Here is an 18,753-nt window from a genome sequence, read left to right on the forward strand (position 1 = left end):
TTTTTGCGGAAATACGTTTGTTTACTTATTTTTATCCTTTTTGGAAATGCGACGCTGGCAGTTGCCAAAGAACCTTCACAAGCAGATATCTATCAGCAGCGTATGAACCTTTATCGACAAGTCGAAGCAATGACTTTTGTCCCTTGGTACTATTTAGCAGCAATAGATCAATATGAGAGAAATATTCGTCTCGTTCGAAACGATTTGCCAAAGCCTGAAGGATTAACAGGAATTTATTTCTCACCTGAACAGTGGTCAGGATTTTTAAATAAAAACAAAGACAAACATCATCCATTTTTCATTAGTCTTTTTAATGGAATGGGACGTGATGGGAATAGTGATGGAAAAGCAAAAAGAACGGATGATTTAGATATTTTATACACTTTTGCTCATTATCTTCTTCATTACGGGATTGACGAAGAGCATATTAGAATCGCTTTATGGGATTATTACCAAAAAGATAAAACAGTTGGTATCATTTTAAATATCGCGAAGCTATATCGCCATTTTGGAACATTAGATTTGGGAAAAAAGGTTTTTCCTCTGCCAATTAACCATCATTATAGCTACAAAAGCACATGGGGTGTTGCACGAGGCTGGGGCGGGAGAAGAATTCACGAAGGCACAGATATTTTTGCCAATTATGGGGTGCCTGTACAATCTACAGCCTATGGCGTTATCGAAATGAAAGGCTGGAATAAATATGGAGGCTGGAGAATTGGCATTCGAGATGTTCATAATACGTATCATTATTTTGCACATTTAAATGGATTTGCGAAAGATTTGCAAATCGGACAAATTGTTGAACCAGGGACTGTTCTCGGATACGTCGGCAGCACTGGTTACGGTCCAAAAGGGACTTCTCGAAAGTTCCCGCCACACTTGCATTTCGGAATGTATAAATACAACGGAAGAACAGAATGGTCATTTGACCCATATCCTCATTTGAGAATTGCTGAAAGAAATGATCGTTCTTCTAAATGATCTGTCTTGTAATGAACTATCAGTAGGAAGCAAACGCCTCCTACTGATAGGATTATATATTATGATCGTTTTGACTTTCTTACTGCATGAAAGATACTGGCCATTAAACCTCCCCAAATAACAACCATCCCAATGATCATCATAACAATGGCGCTAATAGACATTATTTGGCAACCTCCTTCTTTTCAGCAGCAGATGAAATGGCAAGCTGATCTTGCGACCACTTTTTCATAGAGAATAATGCTGCTGCTAAAATGACGGCTATGACAACCGACCAGCCGTATTGAAAAATAAATTCACGAGGATATCCTTCATAATCACTGAGCAAATTTTGCCGTAAATTATCGTACATCATATACCCTAAAACTAGTGGGGTAATCACGGATAGACAAATGATCCACCAAGACCCAATTCTTATATCTGAAACACTATTAGCATGTAGTTGAATCGGCTTTAATTGTTTTACAAACCATGCAATAAAGACAACTTCGAATAACCCGGCTAATGCTACACCAAAATTGTTAATGAAGTAATCAATAGTATCAAGGAAGAATAGACCACCTTGTGTCGCATATAATAATGAAATTACCGCCGCTAAGCCGCCTCCAACTAAAACCGCAGTAGTTCGATTTACATGAAACTTCTCTTGAACTGCAGCGACAAATGTTTCAATAATAGAAAGTAAGGATGATAGCCCGGCTAATAATAATGATAAGAAAAATAATATTCCAAAGGCTGATTGAAATGCTGGCATTTCATTAATGATGGACGGAAAAACAGAAAATGCTAAACCAACACCGCTGCTCACTACTTCATCAATTCCTACTCCTTGTTGTGACGCCATAAATCCTAATGCTGCAAAAACCCCTATTCCGGAAAGCAATTCGAATGAAGAATTAGCAAAACCTGTAATAAACGCATTATTTGTAATATCTGATTTTTTTGGCAAATAACTAGAATAAGTAAGCATGATTCCAAAACCAATGGATAAGCTAAAGAAAATTTGTCCATAAGCGGCAACCCATACTTTTCCATCAAATATTCGATTCCAATCTGGTTTAAAAAATTGATTGATTCCTTCTATTGCTCCATCTAATGTAAGGGCACGTATCACAATCAGAAGAAACAAAAATACAAGCAAAGGGATAAATATTCGATTTGCTAATTCGATCCCCTTTTTAATCCCAGCAGATTGAATGCTTAAAACAATGACCCAAACGATAATTAATGGAATTAAAGCATTCGGAACAAGACTGCCAGCCGTACCAGGCTCGCCAAGTTTTAAATACTCATTAAAAAAGAAGCTTCCTGGATCACTGCCCCAAGCAACTTTAAAGGAAAAGACCGTATATGACATTGCCCAGGCAATAATAATTGAATAATAAGTAGCAATAACAAATGTAATTCCGACTTGCCACCACCCGATCCATTCACTTCCTTTACTAATTCGTGCGAAAGTAAGAGGAGAAGATCCCCGGTATTTATGACCCATTGTAAATTCCATAATTAATAATGGAATTCCTGCCGTTAAGAGTGCAAATAAATACGGAAGGAAAAATGCTCCTCCTCCATTATCATAAGCTACAGCGGGAAATCTCCAAATATTTCCGAGACCGATTGCCGAACCTACTGCTGCAAAAATAAAACCAGCTCGCGACCCCCATTGTGGTCTATTATCCATCTTTTTTCCTCCCTTTCATGACTGTGTCTATTGCCTTATGTGTTCTTTATTTTCTGACTATTAAAATAATCAAGAATATTATAATCCTTTTTCGGCAAGGTGTCAAAATAGATTTTAATATTTTATCAATAAAAAAACAAGCCATTTCGGCAAGCTTATGCTCGACGATATAGCTTATATCAAAAAATTATCTTCAAGATAAACCAAATAATGGACATATTGTTTGATTCAAATAAATTCATTCTCCTCCAGGCTGTGGCAATTGAATAGATGGTGGTGCGTTTGAGCCATTATTATAGTATTGTGGAACTTCTCCTGGAATATATCCTGCCCCAATCGGAATAGATTGCTCTACTGTAGTAACTGATGTTGTAAAGGGGATGATAATTTGGACTTGGACCGTAATATGAATAAACACCTCGACAAAAACATTATTGATGCCGTATTGCTTCACCTTTGTTTTTACATCAGGTACAACATCTCCAATTGCATGAAACCGAACAGGGATCCTTGGCCCTAAATTTCCTAATAACGCATTGTTTGTCGCTTGCCCTAACGGTACAGAAAAAACAATTCCTTTCGCTTTTTCGGTCTCCTCATATTCTAATTCCATATCAATTGGCAGTTCAAGCGCTTCTAAATTTCCACGTTCTGCCTGTTGCAAATTCATTTGTACAAGACTCGTTGTCTCGGCCAGCATTTTATTAATCTTTTTTGTATTTAAAGTAGTTATTTGAAGGTGTGAACTATCACTGCTATCTCTTTCAAATATATCGTCAAAATCAATATCTTTTGTCACTTTATTATTAATTGCATTACTAATGACTAACGGGGCAATCTTCCGTGTTTGGGATTCTGCATAACTAACAAGAGTTGGTTTTATTCCAGCATTCACAATCCACAGTCCAGTTATCGTAGAAAAAACGAAGAAGACAAAGGTCAACAATAATACATAACGAATTGGCAGCGGACCACGGAGAGGTTTGTGACCACGAAATCTTTTCTTCATCTGCTCATCCCCCTTCCTATTCACTATATGCATGAGGTGAAAGAATAACCCCTTACGCTTCTTGATAGTGGAATAAGCCAAAAAAGAGAAACTTCATGAATCAGTGGGTTATAAAGAGAAACTTCCATCAGTGAGGGTTTTCTCTCATCCCCCATACAAAGGATCTCAAGCTAAAAGCACGACGTCCTCGAAAAAGGAAACCCGCTTTTTCTTCATGCGATGTATCACTGCCGAAGCTTTCCTTATCCTGTAGGCCCGAACCAATCGGACATTTGACCATGGGGGTCTTACTGTCAGTTAGATGAAAAAGCGTAACTTCCTTGAAAAAAAATTCAGCAGCTAAATAGAAATTGGGTAAACGATAGAAGTAAGAAATCATGTAGAAATGAAAAAAACCGCCCGTTAGCAAAAATTGCAATACCATTAACGAGCGGGTTCATCTATTATCTTTCTATTGATGGACGGAGATGCAATTTAACGTTCCTTCACTCCTTCATTTTTAACAAAGCCTCAAGGCCAATCATTCCTGCTTTAATACCAAGATTTTCTGCTTCTGCTGTAACTGATTCCAACGGAGCCGCAAGCAGTTCCTCTATCGTCTTCACGCCAACCGCTCGCCCAGCTATAATCTTTCTGCCTTTTAACTGCTTGTTTAAGAGTGCTACATCCAAAGCACCGCACATTATATAGCCGATATTATTTGTTATCGCTAACAAATTCGTTTTTGGCAGCGCCACTGAGACACCTAGAAATGTTTGATCTTCAACTTGGACTGGAATTAAAGAAATCAAACCTTCCCCTCCTTTCTTTCCTATACTTATGAAAAAAAGAAGCGGGAATTCCTTCTAGATTATCTTTTTAATGAATGACACTATTCTCTGAATTTAATAGCACAACAAATGCCTTTCGCTTAGTTAGAGAAAACATCAACATTATAAGATTTCGATTCTTCTTTTTTAAGAAGGTTCATACATATTCTTTAATTTCCATGCCATTAAATCGCGTAAAAATTCCGGGAGAAAATAACGTGTGTTTTCCGCATGATGTAGAATAGGAAAAAACATTCCAAATGAAAACATATCTGTCGTAGCCAATGTATAGCTTCTTTTCTCTTCTATTGGTACACCATTAATAAAAATTATCGCACCGCTTTCCTTTATTTCTATGCGGTCATAAACAAAACAGCCCATGACTTTTCCTCGAAATCCATAGCCTTTTAAACGGATGTACGGCCATTTTGAATCCATTGTTTCAATGAGCACCTCTTTTAGCTCTGCGCCGGTCAGCTCCATTACACAAGGATTGATTGGATGGGGAAGCATTTGGTGCAGATCATAGGCAGTCACTTCTCCTGTTTTTAAGCTAGTAAGCAGCAGACCTGCATGAATAAAAGCACAATCCGCTTGCGTCCACTCACGAATTGCTTCACATAATAGCTGTGTTAAAAGCGAAGGATGATACCAATCTGCTTGTAAAGGAAAGGGAATCTGGGCGATCACTGGCTGCAAAAGACTTTTTCCATGCTCGTATAGAGCAGCAGCCTCCTCTGTTTCGTTCATATATGCTGGAAGATCGCTTGTTTTAATGAGCGTCGCTTCCTTCTTACTTTTTCCTTCAGCAATTGTTACTTTAATATAGCCAATATAGTCTCCGAACTGCCCTGCTCCCGCCAGCAGCGTTTTGTTCACTAATTGTCCATTTGGCAAGACATGATGGGTATGGCCGCCAATGATCAAATCAATTTCTGGAAATGTTGCAGCAATCTTCTTGTCATTATCAATTCCTAAATGAGACAATAAAATCATACAATCAACTTGTCTGTTTTTAAGGATATTTAGCTGTCTTTCTATCTCATCTAATGGTTTTGTCATTTGCCATCCTAATTGCTCATATATCTCTTTGTAATATGCAGTAATACCGATCAAGCCAATCTGATTGCCATTCATTGTTTCATATATGTAGTGAGGAAGCATCCATGCACGCCTTTCGCCATTTCCATCATATAAATTAGCTACGATAACATCAAAGGAAGCGCCCCTATACAATTGATCAAGCTGTTCATGTGGAAACGTAATTCCTTCATTATTGCCGATCGTAACTGCGGTATAACCAGCTTCATTCAACAAAGCAACATTGCCTTTTCCAAGTGTTCCCTCTGTTAATGGATGCCAGCGATCCATGAAGTCTCCAATATCAAACAAGAAAACGGTTTCCTTTAGTGCTTGATGATGACGTTTCTTTGTTTCTAAAAAACAACGAATGCGCGGCCAATGATGGAAATAGCTATGGATATCATTCGTATGGTAAATATGTATTGTTTCCTTCATGTCAACACCTCGACTAAGAGAGATTTTAACCTATCAAACCTTGATAAACCATGCGGCCGCCAATGATCATTAAAATAATCCTTAACAAGAACACTAGTACATTTGATTCCAGCTTTGTATTCATATAAGCTCCTAATTTTGCACCGAACCAAGCACCAGGAAAAAGCGCAAGCGTATACAGCCAATGTACGTTGCCTAATGTAATGTGGGCTCCAGAACTTACCACTGCTGAAAGCAGCACCATAAACATCGAGGTAGCAGTCGCAACATGAGGAGGAAACAAGAAAAGCAATATCATCACTGGTACAAGAAGAGAACCGCCTCCAACCCCAAAAAGTCCAGATAGAAAACCTACAAACATACTGATCATAATTGCAGCTCTCGGCCGATATCCATATTCAAATGTCATGTTATTTTTATCAGTAAATGTGCGCAGCATTGCTTTTTCTCGATTCAACGTCAACGGCTTCAGTTTCGTACGAATAAAGAGAAGAGATGCAATGAAAATAATAAAAACCCCAAAATATAAATAGAATGCATCTACATCTAAGAATCGATTCACCCACGCACCAATGATGCTGCCAGGACCGCTTCCCACAAAAAAAATAAAACCGCTTTTATAATCAACTGTTCGATGCTTCATAAAAGCAAGCGTGGAGGATAATCCTGTAAAAATCATCACTACTAACGATGTTCCTACAGCAGTCTGAGGACTAATCTCTTGCAGAATAATGCCTTCAGACCCAAAGTATAGCAAAGCAGGTACGATAATGACACCGCCGCCAAGGCCAACCATTGCGCCAATCGTGCCTGCAACTAAGCCAATTAATAATAACAACATCCATTCCATTTTAACTCACTCCAGTAATCTTCACAGCTGACTAAAATAAGCCTAATTGGCGAGGAGCCAATCCTTTATAAGTAATCCCGAGCAAGTCAATCATTTGTTTTGCATTATCAGCAGCATCACCGCCTGAGTTATTGTTAAAGATCACATATAGAGACTTCGTATGATTTTTTAACTTATGTAGATTCTTTGCCCAAGCTACTAGTTCTTGTTCATTGTAGCGATAAAAGTAGCGCACCTCCCGCCATTTTCCATCATTCGTATTTTGCCAACCATGAATATTACGGCCATGAAAACGAACGAGTGTTGCAGCTTCATTCGTTGTTTCTAAAACGGTTGGAATCGATCCTAAACCAGCCTGTGGTTCATCACAAATGCTATGAATCCAGTTTTCCGCCTTCATAAACGCCAATGTTTTTTCCCGATATTGGGGATAAAACCATGATTGATGACGAAATTCAAGAGCTGTAGGAAAGTCTTTCATCTTTTCACGACAATAGCGAAGATATTGCACATGAGACTTCTGGCAATCAAACCATGGTGGAAATTGAAATAAGACCATTGCCAACTTTCCGCTATCTTTAAAAAGCTTGATGGAATCAATAAATGCAGAAAACATTTCTTCCTTTGAAGCATACGGGATCTCTCCACGCAAATGTCCTGTCATGCCTTGATAGGCTTTAACGATAAAACGAAAAGAATCAGGTGTTTCAGATAGCCATTTCTCAATATTCCGTGCTGGCTGAACAGCATAAAAGTAAGCATCCACTTCTACAATTGGAAAGTGAGCAGCATATGTCATCAATTTATTTTTTCTGGCAGCATCATGATCATACAATGTATCATGATCCCCCCATCCAGTTAAACCAATATAAATCAATACGATCACCTTCTATCTTTGTCTTTCATATGCCGCTTTAGGAAAAAAGTGTCTTTCTCATCTTCTTCATTCTATCATATCATCTAAAAAAATTAGGCGGTTGTAGCTGCAAATCCTATAAAAGTTGTGTAACCTTTATAACAAGAAAAAACAAGTCAGGGCTATAAACAAACTTCACAATCTTGATAAATCAATCAATTAGCCTACCTGCACAGGTAGGCTACATAATAAAAGCATATGCAAAGTCGTATGATATCCATTCTTCTCCTACTTCTATTGAGGACTTTAACAGTCTTGGGTTCCCAACTTCTATCTTGACATCCAAATCATGAATCATCACGGAAACAACCTCAATACGAGCACCCATTTTACTCTTATCTGTTGATTGGATCGTTAAGTTAACAGGTAAGAAAGGCGAGATCACTTTTAAATGCGCATTTATTTCCTTCGTATACTTTAATTCGAGCTTCGTGTATAATTCCTCAAGCCCGTCCTTTAATACCTCTAGCCGTGCATTCAGATTTTTGTCTTCTTCTTTACTAGTATGAAGCTGGGTATGAATTGTATCCTTTAAAGCCGTTGTAATTACTATCTTTAGAAAATCCCTAGAAACTGTGGCACCTGCTTTAAGCATCCTTTTGCCAAGTCTCTGAATCTCTATTTCTGCAGGGAATTTACTGGCATAAGGTACCCGTACCCTGCCTACAATTGCTTCTCTCGTGAGACTTAAAGCAGATGCTATTTTTTTTGTCCCTTCTCGTTCCACTAGAACCTTCGAACGTATCGTTTCTACTTCTGGAACAATCAAATGAGTGAATATCTTCTCTCTCGTTACTACGGTACGGCTTTTTAATTCTTGGACAGAACTTTCTTGAATTGCCATTAATGTGTCTAAATGTTCATGACCTTTTACTAGTAATCTAGTTGTAAGTGCCTCCCTAGAGACTTTTAAATTAGTAGGAAACAAGTTAGGATTGATCATACTGATGGAGGTTGGTAAAATGTCTTGCCCTTGCTGGGATAAGATTCTAATTCGGGCTCTGCGTGTTTTTACCTCATCTTTGGCTACTCTTGCTTTTACAGATATTTCTGATTCATCAATACTCATACTTAAATCTCTATCATAATACACGATATCTAACTGAGGACGTAATTTTTTATCCTCATACTCCCTTGCAAACATCGTCAAAAAATTTTCTTCCTGTTTTAAGGCGCTTATCGTCAGTCCATTGTTTTTTATTCTGTTTTCTCGTTCAACCCACCGCTTAACTATTTCTAAAACATCAACTTCAATACAGGCATCGTTTTCATTGATGTTATGTTTTATGGAAAGATTCCCTACTGATGGTTTATTTACCCATGCTACTGTCGCTTCTTCCCAATTTGTTAAGTTATCTTGAATATGGATAGAAAACGAATTCGGAGTATATGTTGGATACAGCTTCATTGTTGCTTTTTCTATGATTGCCCCGTCTGGAACATCGATAAAATCAAACTGAATGATGGACCTGTATTCTGCTAGCTCCCCTGAAGAATAAGGTGTTCTCTCGTAACCTAGCTGCATCGAGCTTGAATCACCATAATTTATTCTAGGAACATCACTTCTAACAAAAGAGTCTTTCACAGGATACAGTGTTTTTGCTACTCTTGGTATCTCCTTTATAGCTACTGTACCTGTCATTCTGTTTGTCGGTGTGATACTAATTTTAGCAGGCAATCTATCCTTAATAGCTACAACAATCTTAGCCCTGGCCTCTTCTTTACCTATCCCGAAAACTTCAGCTTCCCCTTCCAAACAGTTAGAAAGCTCCATTTCTATTCGCGAAGGTAAGTTTTCCTTTCCACTTACGACTAACCTAACATGGGTTCTTTCCTCAACTTTAGGGTATATGGTGGCTTCACCATTCATGTGGTTATTAGGGTCAATCTCAGCCACTGTCTTTAAATTTGAGATACTTTCTACAGTAATAAAGGTACTCATTTTTCCCTCATGTTTGGGATAAGTGCCAAAGGTGGCCCCTATTTTAGTGGTCCTATTATCAGGCTTATCTATGTTTAATTCTGTTTTAGTTGTTGGCCCCACAGCCCCAAACCACAGTTCTGTCTGTGATTTAGTTTCTGGTCCTACGGCTCCAAACCATACGATTAAGCCTTCCTGTTTATCTCCACTCAATTTGCCGCCTCCGTTCCACTATGCTCCTTCTACTGTAGCAGTAATCACAAACTTCCCTGTCTCTGTCTGTAATATACCTGATTTCCCTCTTACGTAAAACTTAACTCTTTCCCTATACCAAAGTGTTTCCTCAAATACTAGTGGATTTTCTGGAACAAAAGGATCATTCGTTTTACTAATCTCCAAAACGGGTTCCTGAGTAGGCGAATCATCCGCATAGTCCCACTGTATAGTCAAGTTAGTGATATGTTGCTGATACAGATTTTCCGCCTCAAACACTGCTGTCTTACCATACGAACCTTGGATAGAGTACCCTAAATCTAAGGAGGATACCGGTTTGGATGCTTCATTCAGTATGTTTATTTTATTTAATGCTATCTCTATTTTCTGGACTGTGACTGTACCGTTACCGCCACGGCCTCCATAATATCCTGGACTTGGGGAGGTTACATCATATTTTCCATTAGTAATGATGTCACCACGATGAAAAATATTGATAGAGCCTCCTCCAGAACTTCCTCCTTTTGCCTGATTTATAAAAGGGCTGTCACTTCCCCTAGACTCAATTCTCGAATTATAGTCGATATTTACACTGCCATCACAATAAATAATTAATAGTCCCCCAGTTCCGTTTGGAGGGTTGCCGGCACCTTGGCCCCCTCCATCACCTGATCCACCAGAACCTCCGTTGCCATTACCATCTTTTCCGGTTCTATTGAAATTTCCATATGCTCCCCCTCCTCCAGATCCCCCACTGTATGATGTACCTTGCGCGCCGGATCCGCTTCGGTTTGCGCCAGAGATGGGCGAACTCTTAACTACTCCCCCTCCACCTCCACCTCCAAGTTGTCTCCCTCCCCCGCTTTTTCCACTTCCTCCGTTGATAGATTCTTTGATATTAGATCTTGTCGCTGTATACGCCCCTCCTGCAGCCCCTTTAGCAGGTACAAACTCAAAAGAACCGTTCTCGTTTTTCCATAGATAAACATTCTGCCCAGGAGCATTTGCTCCTCTTGCTGTCATAGTGATGAGACCTTTGTTATGAAGATCACCCATTACATAAATAAGCATGCCCCTTTTACGTTCCCGGGATGTTATCGTTATCCCTTGCCCAATGGTTAGATTCTTATGATATTTTAATATTAGCATCCTACTGTCGGGGGTATTATCCCCTAAAGTAGGGTTGCTCTCATATACCACTTCGTCATAGAAGTTATAAAATTCGACTTCAAGATTAACAGCTTCTCCCCTAGCTACTGTTTGAAATGTATGGGTACCGTCTGGAATCGGTTGTCTAATATAGTCATAGAGTGTTTCATGACCAGTATAAAAAGCCATTATACGCCCTCCGCATCTACAATAATGTTAAATTCTCCCCCAGATCTTGCTTTATGAGTTGATGAAACCCTAACAAAAAAATCTATGTACTCATCGCTATTTAATGTAACGTCAAAAAAATTCAACTCTTTATTAGCAGTAAATGGGGTTTTTGTTTTGGAAAAAAGGATGCTACTATCCGCTATATTTTGAGAAGAATATAGCCTTATGTTTGTTACAGGGAATTCATAAGTATTTGTCAGTCTTATTTTTTCTATCAATGTGGAAGAACCAGCAATCATTTTAGGCCTCATTTGTAAATACATCAGTACCTGTCCTAGATCAGTTGAATAGTACTCCCCATTTTCATCGGAGAACATAAGGCCAACATATTTGCCTTCAAATGTGACGTGACTTTCTCCTACTTCTCCATGATAATCTTTTGAAATTACAGAAATTTCATTACTGCTTCCTATATTTATATCGCGACTTGTAATCGTTTTATCATAATAAATAGGTGGCTCCATATACTCAGAGAATCCACCTGATAGTGGAAAAATATTTTTCTTGTTTAGCATTATTTTATACTTAACTAAATCTTGATCCTGATCTTCTATTGTTACCTTTACATTGAACCCTTTCACATCTATTGAGACATCAGGAGGATGACTGTTAATAAACAGTTCTATACTCTCTGTATAGATATTTCCACCTATTTCCAAGTTGACCTGTAAATCAGCTCTGTTTGTTTGAAACAAATCAGACGAAAAAACAAGTACATCTACTTGTTGGTTAGAATCCACCTCTTGACTCCATCCCTGGATAACGTTATCTAGCAATTCTATCGTATACCTAAACGGTAAATGCTCCTTTGCTTTTATAAATAAAGGCATCGTCCGATATGATAAATATACAATGTTTATTTCCTGCCCTAATTCCTTATAAGCGTCTAATGGAATATGTTTAAGAGAGTTCATTCCTGTTTGCTCAATATTTTCGATTTCCCCTGCTTCTTCCCATTTATCTGTGTATGTTAAGGCTACACCATCACTTTCAATCAAATACTTTACACCACTAACAAAATTAAGCGAAAGGTTATCAATAAATCCTCCATCAAGCCCTCTACTTACTGATCCATCTTTAGAATAGGTGAATTTTAACTCGTAGTTCCCCTTATCCAATTCTCGGGTGAACGTTGACCAGGACACCGTCCCTGAAATAGAAAAAATACTTTGCCCATTTAAAAATCCTCTAAAGTGATCCCATCCTTTTTCACTACTGACAGTGTAATCGAATGAAAGTCGCATCTTACTTTTTAGTGAGAGTTTAATCGTTTCTGTTATTGTTTGTCTATGAGTAATTCTTTTTGTTCTAGCAGAGTATGCCCCTGTTTTTGAAAGTTCTCTCGTCCGAACCATATTTTTTAATCCAAATGGATTATCCCCTGTTTCAAAGTCATCTCGGACACCAACATCAATGTACTCCAAAAAACTGTACCTATTTTGATCTATCGTTGCCTTTTGAAGTGTTTTTCCACCCATTTCTTTTACAGGATTGGACGTTATTTCAATCAGTTTTGAAACAGTTTTAGGTCTATTTATTTTAATAGGTATTTGTATAGGGCTTTCTCTCCTAACTTCAATAGAATGAGAGGGAAATTCAACAATTTTTTCTCTATCATACATCATCATCACCCCTTATGACGCCCGTCTCGCTGTCGCTCTTACCTTAAACTTTCCTGTACCAACGGAACCTTCTAATGTATGTAGTTGCAAATAAAATGTAACTGCATCCTCTGAAGCAATTTCTTCACTATAAGCAAGCACATCATCACCTTTATATGGATCATTGGATTTGCTTATAGAAATGTCTGTACCATTTGTCGGTTCGTAATAGTCAATCAATAGTTTTAAATCCTTAATCGGATAATTGTGTGTATTTATTAACTTAATAGTAAATATGTCTGAATCTTCACCCGCATATACACCACTAATCATTAGCTTCTTCAGTATTTCTCCTAAATCGTTTGAATAAAATTCCCCACGCTCATCAGAAAACATCAGCCCGTGATACTTTCCTTCAAATGTTAAAACCCTACTATCTTTTCCTCCGTAATGATCGACTACCCGTACTTCAATTTCATTTTGCTGCCCGATGAGAAGGTTACTACTGTTTAGGTACTTTGTTAACCTAGTAGCCCCTACCACACTTCCACTTGATAGCAATTCTTTTTTATTTAGCTTTATCTCATAATAAAAAGGATCACCGTCTGCATCTACAATATCTATTTTTAATGTATACTCATTTAAACCCATTTCTATTGTGGGAGTTTGGTTGGCTATTTTTGCTTTGACAACAAGTGTATTTCTTATTTTCTCGTTTACCCAAAACTCGATTGTTACTTCTTTTTCTTCTATACTTTTAAATAAATGAGGGGGAATCTTAACAATAAGCGCTTGTTCACCTTCATATTCTTCTGATATATAAAACACTTTCTGATCTATTCGTGCTGTAAGCATCCACTTAAAATCGTCCATCGTTGGTTTTATGATCAAATTCATACCTACCCGACCATCCCTAGATATAAGGTAGGAGTCCCTATCTGAAATAATTGCTGCCACTAATAAATTTTCAATTAGGAGAACTGGTCGAAATCCAGACGAATCGCCAGTTCTAGATGTCTCTGAGAAAACTGCCCTATCTCCATAGTATGCTCCTACTCCTTCACCTGCACCTCCCCTACGTACTCTTCTCAATGCATTCGTTTGAGTAGTAGATGTCCAAGAAGGGGAGTTGTTATTCCAATTCCATACATTATTATCCCCTGGTGTTACCCTACCCTCTAGGTCAGACTTAACAATATATTTATCCCACTCATTGTCTTTGTCTGACGTATTTATTCCACCAGTCAATAATCTAAATGACGTGTCTCCATTTTCCATTAGCTCGTAATAAGCTTCATTACAAGGTATGTATCCCTCTTCTAAAGTATCCATATATACAAAAGGCTTTTCTCCGAAATTAAAACGAAATTCCATACTATTACTTGTCCAGGTAGAAAAGAATGGGTAAAGAGGCTCTGTTTTTATCTTGTTACCTATATCAATACTCTTTTTTAATTGACCATTTACATCAATACGCATTTTACCATTTCTTGTATCTACTGAAATTCCTACGATGTTTCCCTTTTTTAAATGACTATATTGGCCATCATAAAAATATTGATACGCACTCAGATAAGCAGACGAAGGTTGACTATTCATTACGCGGTCTACATTAAAATTAGACGTTGTTAGTCCAAAGGAAACGGCACTTGTATTTCCAGCTAAATACTCTATTTCAAAATATAATTTCCCGGTATTATAGTAGATAGGGTTGGCTGTTAAACCTCCTACACTACTATTAGATGTTTTAATTCTTGTACTATTTTCGCTTATTGAAATACCTTTACCAGACATTTTTCCTGTCGAAAATGAATAGGTTAATCTTATATTTTTATCTAAAACGCCACTTCCTGATGCAATCCCTGCACTATTCAACACATCCCAACTAATACTATGTTGAATATTCCTATCAGCAATTAACTTCCACCTGCCAAGTTGATCTCTATCTACACAAATAAAATAAAAATCACCATTTGGGATTGCTGAACTTTCAGATGGGATGAAATCACTTGTTTCTTTACCTAAATTACTAAATACTCCAACTTGACCACTAACTGTTTGATAATGGCAACGAATACGTTTTCCGATTGCCAAGTCTTTTGGATCTGTAACTTCGTCAGGATGAAGAAAACGACCATTTGTTTTAATATCAATAGCATCAATTGCAAACCAGCCCTTAGACTCTATCGGCTCTAATTCTACGAGGTATGTCTCATTGATATCTAACCCTGTTTTTTCATATTTAAAAGTGTTTGGATTACCGTTAATACTGTTATTGTCAATTAGCTCCCACAAGCCTCTATTAAAACGAATATTGATATTAGTTCGATTAGCATGAGGGAAAGTCATCAATCGTACAGTATCTGTTCCTGCAACTTGAAAAATAAATTTAGCTTCTGTTGGATTCGATGTCCCATAGTCGTAACCACTATTACTTTTCCAACCTGAACCTCCTCCTACTGTCTTTATGTTAGAAACATTAGGTTCAGTGCGCTTCCATCCACTTTCAGGTACTGCTAAAACTTGTCCTAATCTTGCCATATGATTCACCTCATTACTCTATATTCAAAGACAGGACGAAAACCAATATTTTTATCCACGCTAGATGATTGTCCATGGGAAAGAGTATCTAATTGTCTCCATCCTCTTCTAACACGCCTACTATTGACTCCAACTACATTGTTCCCTCCACTATCAATGTAAATTAACCCATTAACAGGGGTTTCTTGACACCACGACAAAGCACCACTCCAGTGGAATACATCATCTAACGCTTTCCCTTCTCGAATGAATTCTTCAGGAAATTGAACGATATATTTATCCCATTCATTATTAGGAGACCAAGCCCCAAATCCTTTGTCCGTTAAACTTAAATGCCCATTCTCATTTGCATAGGCGCAGCCCCCAGTTAATGAGCGGATAATACCTTCAACCTTATCAAAAGTTTGTAGTTTACCTTGTATAACTAATCCTGCGTTTAAAACATCCCAATTAATTCCGACCTGTACCACCCTATCTGCTACTAATAGCCCACCATGCTTACTTTTATCAACCATCACAAAGTAAAAAGATCCATCAGGTGCAGCATTTCCCTCTATTGATATCTCGGGTGCATGACTTCTACCTAATTCATTAAACGTTCCCACTCTATTATTTGCTGCTATGTATTTGCAAACTATGTAATCCCCAATCTCCATATCTCCAATTCTTCCGCATATCCTACCTGTTGTTGCCGGTTCTGGCATTCAATTCTCCCCCTAAATAACAACCCATTCTATTTCCCCTCCATAATCTTGATCCAAAGGAGCAGGTATTTTTTCTATTTCTTGGCCATTTCTTATAATGATTAAATTCCCTTCCATCTCTCTATCTGTTTTTATCCTGAATTTCATTTTTACAGGAGATTGAAAAGGAATTGTGCATTCAGCATAAAATTTAAACCTTATGTCATCTAATAAAATACTTTCTTCATACCCGAAATGAAATGACTTTACCTCATCTATCTTTTCCCAAGCAACAAATTCTAAAGCTCTTGGCGAGTCAGGTAAAACTGCAACACCTGTTTTATAGTAGTGGACATTTGTATAAAATCTTGGGTGACCTATTAAATAATATTCTTTATCTTTTTCTTTGTACTTTACTTGTATATTTCTACCTGCCAAATGAAAGTAGCCTCCAAAAGTCTCAATATACATTGGAACATCCATACCTACTAAGCCAAACCTTATTAGCTTTTCTTTCTCAACTGTATAAAATGATTGAGGTTTTTGCGTTGTTAAATCAAACTCCGTCTGATACTTGCCATCAACATATTCCGCCAAATACATAAGTTCCTGTTTTACGGGAGATTTAATTGATCTATTAAATAGCATGTTTGTCACCTTCTTTTGAAAATAGCCCGCCAATCGGCAGGCTGTTAAGTAAATGTGTATGTTAATTGCACGACATATTCAAACACTCCGGCAGGTGCTGTTGCTTCCGGTAAAGCTGTCAAGGTAACCTCTATTAGATTTCCTAATGAGTTTTCTTTTGTTCCATCATTTTTAACCCCTAGAGCACTAACTTCTCCAGCAGGGGACGTATGCGGTGGAACATTTGGTGTGAACTCCCCATTTTCATTAATGGTTTTGCCTACAGATTTAATGGCCTTTGATGCGTTTCGTCCTACAGGTGTAGCGACTACCTCACCTATGGAGTCATTTTTAACTCTTGTCCATCTCCCCGCTACTGGAGGAGATGTATCTTTTGCATCCATGTCCCTTGTTGTCAATTCTGCCGCAACAATATTAGATACGTCCTCTGAACCCCCTCGATTATTCCAAATAAGGACACCAAATTGTGGTGATTCTTCGCCTGCTTTTACTGTACCGCCTTGTCCTACGTCCCACAACGTAACTTGTTGCGTATTTGATCGATTCCACCAGCTTATTACTGGATAAGTAGAAACTGCCATCTTGTCACCTTCACTTTATCTATATTTATTTTTAATTGATTCAATAATCCCATATAGCAAGAAGTACGTAAGAAATGTTAAAGAAAAGAAAATGCCATACTCTACTAAAGTACTTAAAATCGTCATTTCATTAAGTACGCCCCTCTTAAACGAAATCTAATACGATGCTTAGCTCTATCGTTATTCCTTTCAATCCACCTTCAGTAAAAAACACTCTAAAGATATCACCTTTATTTACTTCCTCTGTTACAGGTACTTGGCCAAATTTTGCTCCTTCAGGTAAGATTACATGAGAAATGAGTTGCCAATCTGAGCGCCCTTGTCTATAAGATTCCTCATTAATCTTTTGTACTTGCAAAGAAAATTCTCTCTCTAATTTATCTTGGGAAGTAAACGTTAAATTAGATGTAACCCCCCTGTAAGGAAACCTTATTTCAGGTAAAGATCTTCCAGCCTGTATTCTTTCTGGAAAAGTGAATACAATAACTTTCGTAGCTAATGTCTCTAAGTTCTGTTGATTTCTTCTAGAAAGGTTGTAATTAAGAGAGTTAAACAACCTATTTCTCCCTCCCTTGACTCCCATTGTTATTATAGGTTTTCTAAAGAGCAAGCTAACAAAAAAGCGTAACTACTACTACTTTTGATTTAACAGCTGCTTTGTTATGGGATTATAGAAACTTCCCTACTAGCCGTTATTCCCTTTACTCTCATCTGTAAAAAACTCTCTAAAGATATCACCTTATTTAATTTCTCTGTTATAATTCATGGTTAAACTAAGCGTCTTCAGATAGCGTTACCAGCTGAACTACCCTGTCTGTCTAATAAATCTTGGGATGTAAATGTTAAATTAGTTACCTCGCATGGAAGAGACCTTATTCAGGCAAATATCTCAGCTTGTACTCTCCCTTGAAAATTGATTATGATAACTTTCGTAGCTAATATTTCTAAGTTCTGTTGATTTCTTCTAGGATTGCACCCTATTTCTCTTCCACCCTCGACTTATTATAGGTTCTCTAAAGAGCAAACTAACAAAAAATTGTAACCACTACTTAGTGGTTACTCAGTTTGTAGAGAAAGTAGGTGTTTATTCTCTACAAGCTGACCCAAGGCCTAGCCTAAGGTTTCTTTTCTAATAATAAAAGAGGCGGCCAAAAGAACGCTCTTAGCATCCTTTCGGCTCACCTCCTCATCGCCTTTATCCAATACTGCCTTCCATTTCGAATTTGTTTATTTTCACTAAACAAATATCAATGATTTTTGGACATTTACCATCAAAACATAATAAATCCAGCAGACTTGGAATTAATAAAAGCGAGTCCTCAAATCTTAGAAAATATATTTTGCGTTAAAAAAGGAGCAGTGAGAGACCGACAAAGCGATCTAATACATAGTAATAGCTGCAATAATCCCAAAATGCA

At 37.7% G+C, this 18,753-nt stretch carries 16 protein-coding genes; 1 reads left to right on the forward strand and 15 read right to left on the reverse strand.

The annotated features are described in order from the left end of the window. Positions 1 to 3: 3 nt before the first annotated feature. Positions 4 to 984 (forward strand): M23 family metallopeptidase, encoded by a 981-nt coding sequence (locus tag J2S08_RS17855; RefSeq protein ID WP_307231963.1) that lies wholly within the window; start codon positions 4 to 6, stop codon positions 982 to 984. 59 nt (positions 985 to 1,043) lie between these two features. Here the strand turns inward: J2S08_RS17855 and J2S08_RS17860 are convergent, their stop codons facing one another. The 15 genes from J2S08_RS17860 to J2S08_RS17930 form a co-directional block, all read right to left on the reverse strand. After that, a complete protein-coding gene (locus J2S08_RS17860) occupies positions 1,044 to 1,148 on the reverse strand; it encodes a methionine/alanine import family NSS transporter small subunit (protein ID WP_307231965.1) in 105 nt (34 codons plus the stop codon). Next, the gene (locus J2S08_RS17865) at positions 1,148 to 2,665 is read right to left on the reverse strand and encodes a sodium-dependent transporter (protein WP_307231967.1); all 1,518 of its coding nucleotides are present in this window, start codon (positions 2,663 to 2,665) and stop codon (positions 1,148 to 1,150) included. The genes J2S08_RS17860 and J2S08_RS17865 overlap by 1 nt, the downstream gene beginning before the upstream one ends. A 238-nt stretch (positions 2,666 to 2,903) precedes the next feature. After that, positions 2,904 to 3,674 carry a sporulation protein YunB gene (yunB, locus tag J2S08_RS17870; RefSeq protein ID WP_307231969.1) on the reverse strand — a complete coding sequence of 257 codons (771 nt, stop codon included), beginning with the start codon at positions 3,672 to 3,674 and terminating at the stop codon, positions 2,904 to 2,906. A gap of 485 nt (positions 3,675 to 4,159) precedes the next feature. Beyond that, positions 4,160 to 4,465, reverse strand: coding sequence for a YunC family protein (locus J2S08_RS17875; RefSeq protein ID WP_307231972.1), 306 nt, complete (start codon positions 4,463 to 4,465; stop codon positions 4,160 to 4,162). A gap of 165 nt (positions 4,466 to 4,630) precedes the next feature. Further along, a complete protein-coding gene (locus J2S08_RS17880; protein WP_307231974.1) occupies positions 4,631 to 6,001 on the reverse strand; it encodes a bifunctional metallophosphatase/5'-nucleotidase in 1,371 nt (456 codons plus the stop codon). A gap of 25 nt (positions 6,002 to 6,026) precedes the next feature. Beyond that, positions 6,027 to 6,851, reverse strand: a complete 825-nt coding sequence (locus J2S08_RS17885; RefSeq protein WP_307231976.1) for a sulfite exporter TauE/SafE family protein — start codon at positions 6,849 to 6,851, stop codon at positions 6,027 to 6,029. 31 nt (positions 6,852 to 6,882) lie between these two features. Then, on the reverse strand, positions 6,883 to 7,728 hold the full coding sequence (locus J2S08_RS17890) for a DUF72 domain-containing protein (protein ID WP_307231977.1): 846 nt from the start codon (positions 7,726 to 7,728) through the stop codon (positions 6,883 to 6,885). 220 nt (positions 7,729 to 7,948) lie between these two features. Beyond that, positions 7,949 to 9,901 (reverse strand): DNRLRE domain-containing protein, encoded by a 1,953-nt coding sequence (locus tag J2S08_RS17895; protein ID WP_307231979.1) that lies wholly within the window; start codon positions 9,899 to 9,901, stop codon positions 7,949 to 7,951. A gap of 18 nt (positions 9,902 to 9,919) precedes the next feature. Beyond that, entirely contained in the window at positions 9,920 to 11,239 is a 1,320-nt protein-coding gene (locus J2S08_RS17900) for a hypothetical protein (RefSeq protein WP_307231981.1), read from the reverse strand. Next, positions 11,239 to 12,903, reverse strand: a complete 1,665-nt coding sequence (locus J2S08_RS17905) for a hypothetical protein (protein WP_307231983.1) — start codon at positions 12,901 to 12,903, stop codon at positions 11,239 to 11,241. The genes J2S08_RS17900 and J2S08_RS17905 overlap by 1 nt, the downstream gene beginning before the upstream one ends. Positions 12,904 to 12,915: 12 nt before the next feature. Then, positions 12,916 to 15,423, reverse strand: a complete 2,508-nt coding sequence (locus J2S08_RS17910; RefSeq protein ID WP_307231985.1) for an SPRY domain-containing protein — start codon at positions 15,421 to 15,423, stop codon at positions 12,916 to 12,918. A 5-nt stretch (positions 15,424 to 15,428) separates the two neighbouring features. Beyond that, positions 15,429 to 16,127: a hypothetical protein gene (locus J2S08_RS17915; protein WP_307231987.1), complete on the reverse strand. Its 699-nt coding sequence runs from the start codon at positions 16,125 to 16,127 to the stop codon at positions 15,429 to 15,431. A gap of 12 nt (positions 16,128 to 16,139) precedes the next feature. Beyond that, entirely contained in the window at positions 16,140 to 16,754 is a 615-nt protein-coding gene (locus J2S08_RS17920) for a hypothetical protein (RefSeq protein WP_307231989.1), read from the reverse strand. Positions 16,755 to 16,798: 44 nt separating this feature from the next. Next, complete coding sequence (locus tag J2S08_RS17925) at positions 16,799 to 17,335, reverse strand: hypothetical protein (RefSeq protein ID WP_307231991.1); 537 nt, start codon at positions 17,333 to 17,335, stop codon at positions 16,799 to 16,801. Positions 17,336 to 17,480: 145 nt separating this feature from the next. Next, positions 17,481 to 17,891, reverse strand: a complete 411-nt coding sequence (locus J2S08_RS17930; RefSeq protein WP_307231993.1) for a hypothetical protein — start codon at positions 17,889 to 17,891, stop codon at positions 17,481 to 17,483. Positions 17,892 to 18,753: the final 862 nt, after the last annotated feature.

Origin of the sequence: Bacillus chungangensis, from assembly GCF_030812995.1 — a bacterium.
Taxonomy (GTDB): Bacteria; Bacillota; Bacilli; order Bacillales; family Bacillaceae_C; genus Bacillus_CF; species Bacillus_CF chungangensis.